Origin of the sequence: Streptomyces sp. SAI-135 (genome assembly GCF_029893805.1) — a bacterium.
GTDB lineage: Bacteria > Actinomycetota > Actinomycetes > Streptomycetales > Streptomycetaceae > Streptomyces.
Window position 1 is genome coordinate 6,976,200 of the sequence record NZ_JARXYP010000002.1, and the last position, 12,837, is coordinate 6,989,036.

The following is a 12,837-nucleotide window of genomic DNA, read 5'->3' on the forward strand; positions in this document are numbered from 1 at the left end:
GGGTTGCAGGAGCGGCCAGAGGTGGAAGACCCGGACGTGGTCGAGACCGAGCCCGGCTATCTGGGCCAGGTCCTCGCGGGTGCGGGCCGGGTCGAAGTCGTGCCAGGCGTGGAACCAGCCGTGGCGGGGCGTGTAGTTGACGCCGAAGCGGAGCGTGGGAATGGGATCCTCCTCGGGTTCGGCCCGGTCCGACCGCGGTCCGGCTCGTGTTCTGCCCGGGTTCTGCTCTTGTCCTGCGCGAATGTATCAATCACCATAGTCATCGATGGGTAATGATTTGAACCACGAATCTCGCGAGGGGCGCGACCTGGTCGTCGGCCTCGACGCCGGCGGCACCCGCACCCGCGCGGTCCTCGCCGCCGCCGACGACGGCCGGGTGCTGGGTGAGAGCACCGGCGGGCCGGGCAACGCCATGACCGTCCCGCTCCCGCAGCTCACCGACCACCTCGCCGAGGCGCTCGCCCGGGTGGTGCCCGAGGAGGCGCGCGCCCGGGTCGTCGCCGTGACCGGCGGTTTCGCGGGCGCCACGGCGGCCTCCGAGGACGACCCCGGCACCGGCCGGGCCCGTACCGCCCTCACCGGGGCCCTGCGCCGCCTGGGCATCCCGGCCGACCGGGTCGGCGTGTGCAGCGACATCGAGGCCGCCTTCGCCGCCGCCCCGGGCACCCCCTCCGACGGCCTCGCCCTGGTCGCGGGGACCGGCGCGGTCGCCATGCGGATCACCGGCCGGCACGCCACGACCACGGTCGACGGCGACGGCTGGCTCCTCGGCGACGAGGGCAGCGGCTTCTGGATCGGCCGCAGCGCGGTCCGCGCCGCCCTGCGCATGGCCGACGGCCGCGGCCGCCCGACGGTCCTCGCCGGCTGGGTCGGCCGCGCCCTGGACCTGCCCCTCGACATCCTCCCGAAGGGCGCGATCCCTTCCTACGACCGTGGCGGCCCCGCCCTCCCGAGCGACACCCCGTCCCACCCCACCGGCGTCCCCGGCTGGGAACGCGCCCGGCGTGAGGACTTCCGCCGCCGCCTGCTGCCCGCCGTCATGGCCGATCCGCCGATCCGGCTGGCCCGTTTCGCCCCGCTGGTCGCCGAGGCGGCCGCCGGGAAGGACGCCGTGGCCGGGGCGATCCTGAGCGAGGCGGCCGACCACCTGCTGGAGACCGTACGGGCGCTGGAACCGCGTCCCGGGGAGCGGATCGTCGCCACGGGCGGGCTCCTCGGTCCCGAGGGGCCGCTCACCGCCCCGCTGTCCGAGCGGCTCCACGCGCACGGCCTGAGCCTGGACTGGGTCGCCGACGGCCGCCCCGGCGCGGTCGCCCTCGCACGGCTGGCGCGCCCGTCATGAGCGATGCCGTGTACCGCGATCCCACCGCCCCGACCGACGCCCGCGTCCGCGACCTCCTCGCCCGGATGACCCTGCGCGAGAAGGTCGGCCAGCTCAACCAGCGGATGTACGGCTGGGACGCCTATCGCCGCACCCCGGACGGTGGCTTCGAGCTCACCGAGGTCCTGTACGCCGAGACCGACCGCTTCGAGGGACTCGGCGCCCTGTACGGCCTCCAGCGCGCCGACGCCTGGTCGGGTGTGGACCACGGGTACGGGCCCGGCGCGCAGGACGGAGCCGCTCTCGCCGAGCTGGTCCAGCGCCATGTCGTGGACCGGAGCCGGCTCGGCATCCCCGCGCTGTTCGTCGAGGAGGTCCCGCACGGTCTCATGGCCCTCGACGGCACGGTCCTCCCGGTCAACCTCGCCGTCGGCGCCACCTGGGACCCCGCCCTGTACGAGCGCGCCGCCGCCCATGCCGCCGCCGAACTGCGCGCCCGGGGCGGCCACGTGGCCCTCGTCTCGGCGCTCGACATCGTCCGCGACCCCCGCTGGGGCCGTACCGAGGAGTGCTTCGGCGAGGACCCGTACCTGGCGGGCCGGCTGACCGAGGCGCTGGTGCGGGGGATGCAGGGCGCGTCCCCGGACTGTCGGTTCGCCGCCGACAAGGCCCCCGTCGTGCTCAAGCACTTCGCGGGGCAGGGTGCCACCGTCGGCGGCCGCAACTCCGCCGAGTCCGAGCTGGGCCGGCGTGAGCTGCGCGAGATCCACCTCCCCGCCGCCCGGGCGGGCCTGCGGGCCGGTGCCGCCGCCGTCATGGCCGCGTACAACGAGGTCGACGGCCTGCCCTGCTCCGGCAACCGCGCCCTGCTCACCGGCCTGTTGCGCGAGGAGTGGGGCTTCGACGGACTCGTCATGGCGGACGGCCTCGCCGTCGACCGGCTGGCCCGGATCACCGGCGACAAGGTCTCCGCGGGCGCGCTCGCACTCAACTCCGGTGTCGATCTGAGCCTTTGGGACGAGGGCTTCACACACCTGGAAGAGGCGGTCGAACGGGGGCTCGTCACGGAGGCCGTCCTCGACGCGGCCGTCGCCCGCGTCCTGCGCCTCAAGTTCCGGCTGGGGCTGTTCGAACGGCAGGGCGGCACGGTCCGCCCGCCGGCCGGGGGAGCGGAGCTCAGCCGGGACGTCGCCCGGACCGCCGTCACCCTGCTGCGCAACGACGGCGTGCTGCCCATCGGCGGACACGTCTCACGCATCGCTGTGCTCGGGCCCCAAGCCGCCACCACCGCCCACCAGTTCGGTGACTACACGGCCCCACAGCGCCCCGGCACCGGCAGCAGCGTCCTCGACGCCCTGCGTCGGCTCGCCCCGCCCGGCCTCGACATCCGGCACGCCCCCGGCTGCACCCTCACCGGCGGGGACCTCTCCGGCATCCCGGCGGCGATCGCCGCGGCCGCCGCGTCCGACCTCGCCGTGCTGGTCCTCGGCGGCAGCAGCGCCCGTACGCCGGACACCGAGTTCGACGCCAACGGGGCCGCGCTCAGGGCCGTCTCCGAGATGACCTGCGGCGAGGGGGTCGACCTGGCCGGACTGCGTCTCGGGGCAGCCCAGTACGCATTGCTGGACGCCGTCCTGGCGACGGGCACTCCGATAGCGGTGGTGCTGGTGCAGGGGCGCCCGCACGTCGTGCCGGACACGGCGCCCGCGCTGCTCACGGCCTGGTACCCCGGCCCCTGGGGCGGTGACGCGATCGCCGAGGTGCTGCTCGGGCTCGCCGAACCGGCCGGCCGGCTGCCCGTCTCCGTCCCGCGCTCGGCGGCCCAACTCCCCGTCTACTACAACCACAAGGACACCGAGTACGGCGGTTACGTGGACGAGAGCGCCGAGCCCGCGTACTCCTTCGGGCACGGGCTGTCGTACACGGACTTCGACTGGACCGAGCCCGCACTCACCGGCACAAGCCTCAGCGTCGATGTCACCAACACCGGTCAGCGATACGGCCGTTGTGTCGTACAGGTCTATCTCCGCCGTCTGATCACCCCCACCTGGCCGCGCACCCTCGAACTGTGCGCGTTCGAGGGTGTGGGCCTTGCTCCGGGGCAGCGCCGTACGGTGACCCTGCCTCTCGAAGGCGTCACCGGCACGGTCGAGATCAGGGTCGCCGCGTCAGCCGCGCAGGCGCTCGCCGTGAAGGGTCACAGCTTCACGGCGCCCGACGAGACGCCCTTGTAGAACCACCGCTGGGTGATCACGAACAGCACCAGCACCGGGATCACGGAGATCACCGAACCGGCCATGACCATCCGCTGGTCGTAGCCGAACGACGAGCTCTGGAGGCGGGAGAGCCCCAGCGTGAGCGTCATGTTGCTCTCGGAGCGCAGCACGATCAGCGGCCACAGGAAGTCGTCCCAGGCGCTGATGAAGGTGTTGATGACGACCACCATGATCGCACCCCACGCGGACGGCAGGTACAGGTACCGGAAGCGCTGCCACTCGTTCGCGCCGTCGAGCATCGCCGAGTCCTCGATCTCGCGCGGGACCGCGAGGAACGCGCCGCGCATGAGCAGGACGTTGATGGCGCCGACGAAGCCGGGCAGCCACACACCGGCGAGGCTGTCGACCAGGCCCAGGTCGCGGATGCTGATGAACAGCGACACCATGATCGACTCGAAGGGGAACATCATCGAGGCGACCAGCACCACCCAGACCGCCTTGCGGCCCTTCCAGGCGGGCTTGGAGAGCATGTAGCCGGCCGTCGTGGAGAAGACCAGCTGGCTGGTGATCGACAGGGCCACCACGATCAGGCTGTTCCTGATGTACGACCACACCGGCACCTGGTCGAAGACGGTGCGGTAGGCGCGCAGTGTCGGATGGTGCGGCAGCAGGGTGGCGTCCGCGCCGAAGACGTCCTCGCTCACCCCCTTCAGGGAGGCCAGCAGCTGCCACAGCAGGGGCCCCACGGTGAGACCGAGCACCAGGAGGAGGAGCAGATAGCGCACGACCAGCTCGCGCGGACGGCCGTAGTCCCGCCAACGCGGCAGCAGGCGACGGCCCTTGGTGCCGACGGCACTCGTCGTCATGACTCGTCCTCCTTGGTCAGACGCTGTGCCAGCAGGGTCAGCCCCAGCGTCAGCGCGAACAGGGCCACGCTCACGGCCGAGCCGTATCCCGCGTTGCCGGTGATCGGGTCCAGGCCGACGTCCCGGATGTAGAACGGCAGGGTGCGGTCGGCGCCGCCGGGGCCGCCGGTGGAGCTGCCGAGCATGTAGATCTCGGTGAAGACCCTCAGCGAGCCGATGCCGGTGAGGGTGCCGACGAGCATCATGGCCTGCCGGACTCCGGGGACCGTGATGTGCCAGAAGCGGCGCACGGCACCGGCGCCGTCCATCTGCGCGGCCTCGTGCAGCTCCTTGGGCACGTTCCCGAGGGCGGCGAGGTAGAAGACCATGTACCAGCCGAGGCCCTTCCACAGGGTCAGGCCCATCGCGGACAGCAGGATCAGCCAGGAGTCGGAGAGGAAGGGGATGGCCGACCTGATCAAGTGGGCCTTCTCCAGCCAGGTGTTGACCAGGCCGTCGTCGGCGAGCAGCCACTGCCAGCTCAGACCGACGACCACGCTGGAGGCGAGCACCGGGGTGTAGAAGGCGGAGCGGAAGAACCCGATGCCGGGCAGGTTCTTCTCCACCAGGACGGCCAGCATCAGGGGCAGCAGCACCATCAGCGGTACGACGATCACCGCGTACAGGACGCTGTTGCGGGTGGCGAGCCAGAAGTCGTCGTCCTGGAGCATCCGCGTGTAGTTGTCGAGCCCGACGAAACCCGCGGCGCCGCCCAGCGGCTTGGCGTCGGTGAACGACAGCAGGACCGTGTTGAGGAACGGGAACACCCCGAAGACCACCGCGCATCCGATCGCGGGCGCGGTCCACAGCCACGGCAGCCACCAACGGCGGTACATGGCGGCCCCGTTGGCCCCGGGAGCGGGACCGGGCAGTACGGCCCTGGCGAGCCGGCGGAGGCGGGACGGGGCCGGGCCCGGCGCGGAGGTCAGGGGCTCCACGCCGGACACCGGCTGTGTGATCTGTGCCGTCACCGTCAGCTGCCCTGCTTCAGCAGCTCGTTCGCCTTCTCCTGGGCGTCCTTGACGGCGTCCGCCGGGCTCTTCTTGCCCTGCATGGCCAGCTGCACCTGGGACACGATCGCGTTCTGCACGGCGGGGGAGAGGTTGGTCTGGTTGGTGTCGGCCGTCTTGAGCTGGTCGGCGACGAGCTTGCGGGCCCGGGAGAACGGGTCGCTGCCGGTGACGTTCTGGAAGAAGGGATCGTCCAGCGACTTCGTGGTGGTCGGGAAGATCACCACGTCGGGGTCCTTGCACCAGGCGGTCTGGTTCTCGGCGTTGGTCAGGAACTCCGCGAAGGACAGGGCCGTGGGCGCGTTCTTGCTGGTCGCGGCGACCGAGATGTACTGCGGGGCGCCTGCGGAGGCACGGCCGAGCGCGTCGTAGGGCTGCTGGCCGACGGCCGTCCTGTCGTACACCGACGGGCTGTTCTGCTTCACGAACCGCACGAAGCTCGGGTTCGTCGAGCCGTAGGCGACCTTGCCCTGGCTGTAGAGGGTGGAGGGGTCGTTGCTGGAGGACAGCGAGTCCTTCGGCATCGCGCCCTCCTTGTACAGCTTCGCCATCCACGCGACCCACTGGGTGGTGCGCGGGTCGTCGCCGAACACGGCGGACTTGCCGTCGGCGGACAGGACCTTGATGCCCATCTGGTCGAAGTCGGCGGGGATGCGCCAGACCGGGTTGGCCATCGTCGCGAACCACTTGCCGTCGGCGGCCTTGGCGACCTTCTCGTAGTCGGCGAAGAGCCCGAAGATGCTCGTCGGCGGCTTCGCCGGGTCGACACCGGACTTGGCCAGCAGGTCCTTGTTGTACGTCAGGAGGACACCGCCGGTGTACCAGGGCAGCGTGGTGTGGATCGCCTTGCCGGAGGCGTCCGCGAAGGTGGCGGTCTTCCAGAAGGACGGGACGAAGGGCTGGGCGGCGTCCGGGTCCTTGGTGCCGATGTCGAGCAGGTAGCCGGCCTTGGTGAGGGCGGTGGCCGTGGGCGCGTTGACGTTGATGACGTCGGCCATCGTGCAGGCCTGGGCGTCGGCGACGGTGCGGCTGGTGAAGGTGTTGTCGCCGGGGTCGTCGATCCACTTGACCTTGGTGCCGGGGTGGGCCTTCTGGAAGTCGGCGATCACTCCGTTGAAGAACCCGCCGAAGTCTTTCTTCAAGTTGGTGGTCTGGAAGGTGATCGTGCCCTTGACGTCCCCGGTCAGCCTGCCCGACCCGACGTTGCCCTTGTCGACCTTGCAGCCGCCGGCGGTGGCGTCACCGCTGTCGGAGCCGCCGCTGAGGCCGCAGCCGGTGGCCGCGAGCGACAGAACGGCGACACAGGTCAGGGTGCGGGTCAGTCTCTTTGCGCGCATGTGATGCCCTCCACGGCTGGTTCAATGAACCAACTCCGACTCCGATTGATGAAAAGGTGGACCAGAATTCATCGGAGGTCAATGGTTTGCTGTGTTGCGTTTAGGTTCCGTACGAGATCAGTGACGGTGTTCGTGATCCGGATGTGAAGGATCGCCCGGGTGTTCGTGCCCGTGGGAGTACTTCACGCCGGCGCGCGCCTGGTCCAACCAGCCGAAGAATGCCTGACGGCCGGCCGCGGTGCGGAGCTCGTGTGCGATGCCCTGGCGGACCTCGTCGTACGGCAACACGTCTTCCGGGGCCGCTCCGTCGAAGGGGCTGACGCCTCGCCTCAGCGCCTGCGGGGTGAGGAAGCGGTCCTGGTTGCGGTCGTAGTAGTCCCGTACGGCGGTTTCCGGAACCGTCTGTTCGGCTTCCAGGGCGGCCAGGAGGGTGCGGGCGGCGGGGGAGTGGGCGAGGGCCGCGGCGACGATGCTGCCGAGGTCCGCTATGTCGGATTCGGCCAGGGTGAGGGCCTTGGCCGGGGTGACTTCCGGCGGTGGGTTCAGACCTCGGTCCACGCACGCCCTTCGGGCGAGTTCGTCGATGACGATCACTTGAGTGGCCCAGCGGCGTCTTTGTCTCGCGACGGAGGGGGGTTCCGTCCGGCCTGCGGCGGGTGCGGGTTCGTCGTGGCTGGTCGCGCAGTTCCCCGCGCCCCTGTGGGGCGCTTCCAGGAAGGTGTTCACCCGTTCTGCCGGTAGTGGTTCGCCGTCTATCAGCGCCGCGTGTTCCGGGTTCACGAGGTCACCTCCAGGGGGATCGCTCTCGTGTACGCCACCTGGCCGTTCCACGCGGCCTTGACCAACAGCCAGTACGTGCCCGCAGGAATCCGTGAGCCGTCCACCTCGATCACGGACTCCCGGTGCTCCCCGCCCGGCACCGTGAAGCCCTGGAGGCCGGGTGTCACGCCCTGCCAGGTGCCCCAGGACGACACCGCCCAGAGCTGGCCGCCGACCGGTCCCCGGGTGGTGTTGCGCAGGCTCACCGGAACCTGAGCCCGCTCACCCCTGCGTACGGTGATCCGGTCGGCGGCCAGGTCGCACACCAGGCCCTGCCCCGCGGGCGGTCCGCCTGGTACGTCGAGGCCCACGACGTCCTCGTAGGTCTGGCCGCCGTACGACAGCCGGGCCGTGAGCCAGTGCCGGCCGGGCTCGGCGTCCGCCGGCGGGGTCACGGTGACCTCGGCCAGCGAGAAGCCGCGGGGGCCCAGCGCGTACGGCAGTTCGGGGGGCTCGGCGGACCAGCCGGGCGGCACCCCGAGGACCACCGTGCCGTTCGCCGAGGAGTCCGTGAACTCGGAGCCGATCCGGACCGTCGCGGTGACCGGGCCGGTCACGGTGAGCGCGGTGGGGGAGAGGAAGACGGACACCGGCATGTTGCCGCGCGGGGCGGGCCCGGAGTTGTGCAGCCAGTAGCGGGTGTGGACCGGCTGGGCGGGTTCGCGGGCGGCCACGCCGGGGTCGGCCGTCGGCTCGGGTGCCTGGGGCGGTGCGGCCAGGACCGTGGCCACCTCGAAGCCGGACAGCGCTGTCTCCAGGGCGCCCTCGCCGTCCGGTGTCAGCGGCGCCCCGGGCCGTTCCAGTACGTCCGCCCGGGCGCCCTCGGTCCAGGTGACCGGCCCGCGGACCCGTGCCCGGACCGGCCTGCCGTTCACCTCGTGGACGCGGACGACGACCCCGCGTCCCGGATCCACGGGAGCCGCGCTGCCCCTGGCCAGCGGGGAGCCGAGCGGCTTGAGGGCGTCCAGGAGCACCTCCCGGGCCGGTTCCACCTCCAGCAGGGAGGCCGTGCGGGGCAGGAGCGCGGACCCGCCGTCGGTGCGTGTCCGGGCCGTGAGGGGGTGGTTGAACTCGTGCCCCCGTGCCGGTAGTTGCAGGTCCCGCCAGTCGCCCTCGCCCGCGACGACCGCGTACTCGAAGGTGTGCGACCAGCGCTGGAGCTGGAAGCCCGAGCCGTCCGGGGTGGTGCGGCGGGGCGGATCGACCCAGATGCCGGACGGCCAGCCGGTGCAGGAGCGCATCAGGGACATGTGGAGGTCGCCGGAGGTGGTGACCACGCAGCCGGGCGTGCCCCGGTTCAGGACGGCGAAGCCGCGGCCGTCCCAGGCGTCGCCGGGAGGAAGTGCCTCACCGCCGCCCGCCGCCGTGGCCGTGACGGTGAAGTCATCGAGGTCCGCGATCAGCGTGTCGACCGCCTTCGCGTCCCCCGGAGCGTCCGCGCCCGCGACCACCAGCAGTGGCAGCCGCTCCAGGTCCCGCAGGTCGGCGCCCGGAACCCACTCCTCGCGCAGGGAGGCGCGCGGTGCGACCCAGACGGCCGCCACGCCCTGCTCGGCGACCTGGCGGCGCAGCTCGCGGTCGGCGGCGGGGTCCATGGCGAGGGCCTCGGCGACCAGGGAGTTGCGCTCGGGGCCGCCCACGGCGATCCGGATGTCGGGAAGGTTGGAGTCGACTTCGAGGTCGCCGTAGCGGGGGCCGCCGGCGATCGCCGAGGTGGCGGTCACGCCCGCGCGGACGAGGGCCGCGGCCAGCGGGGCGCCCAGCTCACCCGCCACGTCCCAGTCGGCGTACACCAACTCGGCGACTCCGAAGGCCCGTCGGCCCAGCAGTGCGCCGGTGTCGTCGCGCAGCGCCACCCGGGCCGTGGATCCGAGGCCGAACCAGGTGTTGGCCGGGTTGTCCAAGGTCCACGGGAACTCCTCGCTGTTCACCTCCACGAACCCGAACCCGCGCCCGATCACCGCGTCGGCGACCTCGTGCACGGGCAGCCCGCCCCGCACGTCGGAGGGCCAGCGGACCCGGATGAGGCGGTCCTCGCCGTCGTAGCCGTCGATCGTCGTGGTGACGTCGAGGCGGTCGACACCGGTCCACAGGGTCAACTTCTGGGTGCAGGTGAGGAGTCCCAGGTCGGCGCGGACGGTGATGCGGGACCCGGCGGGGGAGTGCTCGACATCGATGTCCGCCGTGACGTCCCGGCCGCGGGCGGCGGTCGTGCCGGTCGGGGTGAGGTGCCAGGGGCCCTCGCCGAAGCGCGGGTGCCGGGAGAACTCCTCCTGGACGACGAGCTCGTTGCCGATGTCCCCGGCGGGCAGGAGTTCCCGGTCCTCGGCGACGGACCTGAGACTGCTCACCGCGCCGCCGCGAGCCGGGTCGACCGTCACCTCGTAGAACTCGTTGCGGATGGTCGTGCCCTTGCCGGTGGTCCACTCGGGGACCGAACCGGCCGCCAGAGGCAGGGCCTTGAGGCCCATGCCGGGCACCCCCGGTACGACGACCCGGAGGGTGCCGTCCTTCTCGCGCACGGACGGCAGCGGCTGGAAGTCGTCGCCGACGGGGACCAGCCCCGGGTCCTCGACGGTGAGGACGTCCTGGCGTTCCCAGGTGGCGGAGTTGAAGACCACCAGGTCGGGTCCGGTGCCCGGCTCCACCCGGTCGGCCAGTGCCTTCGTCGCGTCGGCGTGCACGGTCTCGGCGAGGTCGGCCAACTCCCGCCAGCCGGTGAGGAGATCGATGTACACCTGGTCGGACTCCGAGCCCGTGATGGCGTCGTGGTGGGCGCCGTAGACCAGCTGCCGCCAGGCCTTGTCGAGGGCCGCGTCCGGATAGGGGTGCCCGGTGACCAGCGAGGCGAGGGTCGCCCAGGCCTCCGCGTCGGCCAGGAGCGTCTCGCCGTACCGCTGGGCCTGCTTGGTGTCGATGTAGGAGACGTCCTTGCCGGTGTAGACCGGGTTCATGTCCCGGGTCTGCGGGGAGGCCCTGCGTCCCTCGGACGCCAACTCGGCGCGGACGGCGGCGAAGAAGTCCCGCGGTACGCCGGAGACGAACCTGGGCCAGACGTAACGGGCGTTCCAGTCGCGGTGGATGTCCATGACCCAGCGGCACGGCGGCGCGTAGTCCCCGCCGACCGGGAGCAGCACGTTGCGGGTCAGCGCGACCTGCTTGAGCCCCTTGAACAGCTTGAACGCCTCGGCCTCCGCGTCGGGCAGCGTGGGCGCGTTGTCGATCCGCCAGCCGGCGCCGTAGTGGTTGACCATGTACGCGGTGAGGATCCCGCGTCCGGAGGGGGCGATCCAGTCGAACTCGGCCGGGAACTGCATGCGGTTCGGGTCCCGCGGCTCCTCGCCGAACACGGAGAGGGTGGGGCCCCACTGGTGGAAGGGCCCGCGCGCCCACGAGCTGGAGGAGACCCCCGCGTCGGCCATGATCCCCGGGAACTGCGGGTCGTGCCCGAAGGCGTCCAGCTGCCAGGCCGTCTCCGGGGACGCCCCGAGGACCGCCCGCTGGTACCCGTCGCCGTACAGGGCGTTGCGTACGGTGGCCTCGGCGCCGGTGAGATTGGTGTTCGGCTCGTTGTAGGTGCCGCCCATGATCTCGACGCGGCCGGTGCGGATCAGCTCCCGCAGAAAGCCGCGTTCCTCCGGGAAGGCGTTCCAGTACGGCTTGAGGTAGTCGACCTCCGCCAGCACGAAGGTGTACGCCGGATCGCGCCGGGCCAGATCGGAGTGGGCCCGCACCAGGCTCATCCCGGACTGGCCGCGCGAGTCGAAGGTGCGGGCGGGCAGGCCGGTCGTGGCCGGGTCGTCGGCGACGTCCCAGGTCTCGGTGTAGGCGCCCTGGGTGTTCCACCAGACCGGGTCGTAGTGGAAGTGGCTGACCATGAACATGGTCCAGCCGGGTTCGGCGACGGTGAACTCGCCCGTCGCGCTCGCGGTCTCGCCCCCGTCGGCCGCGGTCACCGTGATGGGCCCGCCGCTGCCGGTCACGGGTATCTCGGCGCGGGCGGTGCCGTCCGCGCCGACGGTGACGACGGTCTCCCCGGTGCCGCGTCCCTCGGCGGTGACGCGGACCGAGCGGCCCGGGAGGTGCTCGACCGTGGCGGCCACCACCTGGAGCGGCTGCTCGGTTGTACCGACGAACAACTCGGTCGACTCAACGGCGGTGACGCGCATGGGGCTCCTACGAGATGACTCGGGGGAGCCCCATCCTGGCACCGAGAGGATGATTCAAACAACCATGTTCGCGTTATCTCGGTGGTTCATCCATGCAAGATCGAGTCGGGTCACCGCGACCGACGGGCCTTCACCGCGTGCTGCGGGGTGATGTGGTCGGTGAGCGCCAGGGAGGCGCTGGCCCGCTGGTAGGCGACCTGGCCGACCCGGACGTAGAGGCAGTCGACGATCATCAGGACGGAGTGCCGGCCGCCGATGCTGCCGGTGCGGAAACTGGTCTCCGAGGTGGCGGAGATGAGCCGGATGTCGGCGGCCCTGGCCAGCGGGGAGCGTGGATCGGTGGTGATGGCGATGGTGGTCGCGCCCCGCTCCTTGGCCATCTCGAAGGGTTCCAGGGTCTCGCGGGTGGCGCCCGAGTGGGAGATGCCTATGGCCACGTCGGCCGGGGTGAGCAGGGCCGCGGAGGTGGCGGCGCCGTGCACCTCGGTCCAGCCGCGGACCTGGCAGCCGATGCGGAACAGCCGCGTCTCCGTCTCCTGGGCGACCGCGCCGCTGCCGCCGACGCCGTACACATCGATGCGGCGGGCCTTGGCCAGGGCCTGCGCGGCGCGCTCCAGGGCGTCCAGGTCGATGCGTTCGATCGTCTGCTGGATCGCGCGCAGGTCCGCGCTGCCGACCACCTGGACGACCCGCTCCAGGCTGTCGTCCGGCGAGATGTCGGGGCCGATCTCGGCCGAGCCCCAGTCGGAGACCTCGCCGCGACCGCGTTCCTGGGCCAGTTCGATCAGCAGGTGCTGGTAGGAGTCGAGTCCGATGGCGCGGCAGAACCGGGTGACCGTGGCCTGCGAGGTTCCGGTGCGGCGGCCCAGCTCGGCGGCGGAGCAGTGGGTGACGGCGGCCGGATCCTCCAGGATCAGCTCGCCGACCTTCCGCAGGGAACCGGCCAGCCGGGGCAGCTCGGTGCGGATCAGGGTGGTGACGTCGGTCGGAGGCATGGAAAGAAGGTATCAGCCACCCTTAGAAGCACTGATTGAATACCAGGACCGCCTTATGGTTTATT

At 71.7% G+C, this 12,837-nt stretch carries 8 protein-coding genes; 2 read left to right on the forward strand and 6 right to left on the reverse strand.

Features of this window, described 5'->3' with window-relative positions:
• Positions 1–265 precede the first annotated feature (265 nt).
• Positions 266–1,342, forward strand: a complete 1,077-nt coding sequence (locus M2163_RS36030; protein WP_280896059.1) for a BadF/BadG/BcrA/BcrD ATPase family protein — start codon at positions 266–268, stop codon at positions 1,340–1,342.
• Positions 1,339–3,555: a glycoside hydrolase family 3 N-terminal domain-containing protein gene (locus M2163_RS36035; protein ID WP_280896060.1), complete on the forward strand. Its 2,217-nt coding sequence runs from the start codon at positions 1,339–1,341 to the stop codon at positions 3,553–3,555. Before M2163_RS36030 ends, M2163_RS36035 begins: the two co-directional genes overlap by 4 nt.
• Here M2163_RS36035 and M2163_RS36040 read toward each other — a convergent pair.
• From M2163_RS36040 to M2163_RS36065, 6 genes are all read right to left on the reverse strand, one after another.
• Entirely contained in the window at positions 3,519–4,403 is an 885-nt protein-coding gene (locus M2163_RS36040) for a carbohydrate ABC transporter permease (RefSeq protein ID WP_280848735.1), read from the reverse strand. The genes M2163_RS36035 and M2163_RS36040 overlap by 37 nt on opposite strands.
• Positions 4,400–5,413, reverse strand: a complete 1,014-nt coding sequence (locus M2163_RS36045; protein WP_280896061.1) for a sugar ABC transporter permease — start codon at positions 5,411–5,413, stop codon at positions 4,400–4,402. The genes M2163_RS36040 and M2163_RS36045 overlap by 4 nt, the downstream gene beginning before the upstream one ends.
• Before the next feature lie 2 nt (positions 5,414–5,415).
• A complete protein-coding gene (locus M2163_RS36050; RefSeq protein ID WP_280896062.1) occupies positions 5,416–6,789 on the reverse strand; it encodes an extracellular solute-binding protein in 1,374 nt (457 codons plus the stop codon).
• 117 nt (positions 6,790–6,906) lie between these two features.
• Positions 6,907–7,569 (reverse strand): peptidyl-prolyl cis-trans isomerase, encoded by a 663-nt coding sequence (locus M2163_RS36055; protein ID WP_280896063.1) that lies wholly within the window; start codon positions 7,567–7,569, stop codon positions 6,907–6,909.
• The gene (locus M2163_RS36060) at positions 7,566–11,777 is read right to left on the reverse strand and encodes an NEW3 domain-containing protein (protein ID WP_280896064.1); all 4,212 of its coding nucleotides are present in this window, start codon (positions 11,775–11,777) and stop codon (positions 7,566–7,568) included. Before M2163_RS36060 ends, M2163_RS36055 begins: the two co-directional genes overlap by 4 nt.
• Positions 11,778–11,887: 110 nt before the next feature.
• A complete protein-coding gene (locus M2163_RS36065; RefSeq protein ID WP_280848731.1) occupies positions 11,888–12,772 on the reverse strand; it encodes a MurR/RpiR family transcriptional regulator in 885 nt (294 codons plus the stop codon).
• Between the last annotated feature and the right edge of the window lie 65 nt (positions 12,773–12,837).

Coding starts and splice junctions, on each gene's coding strand:
- M2163_RS36030 (WP_280896059.1), top strand. CDS start 266: ATGGGTAATGATTTGAACCACGAATCTCGCGAGGGGCGCGACCTGGTC.
- M2163_RS36035 (WP_280896060.1), top strand. CDS start 1,339: ATGAGCGATGCCGTGTACCGCGATCCCACCGCCCCGACCGACGCCCGC.
- M2163_RS36040 (WP_280848735.1), bottom strand. CDS start 4,403: ATGACGACGAGTGCCGTCGGCACCAAGGGCCGTCGCCTGCTGCCGCGT.
- M2163_RS36050 (WP_280896062.1), bottom strand. CDS start 6,789: ATGCGCGCAAAGAGACTGACCCGCACCCTGACCTGTGTCGCCGTTCTG.
- M2163_RS36060 (WP_280896064.1), bottom strand. CDS start 11,777: ATGCGCGTCACCGCCGTTGAGTCGACCGAGTTGTTCGTCGGTACAACC.
- M2163_RS36065 (WP_280848731.1), bottom strand. CDS start 12,772: ATGCCTCCGACCGACGTCACCACCCTGATCCGCACCGAGCTGCCCCGG.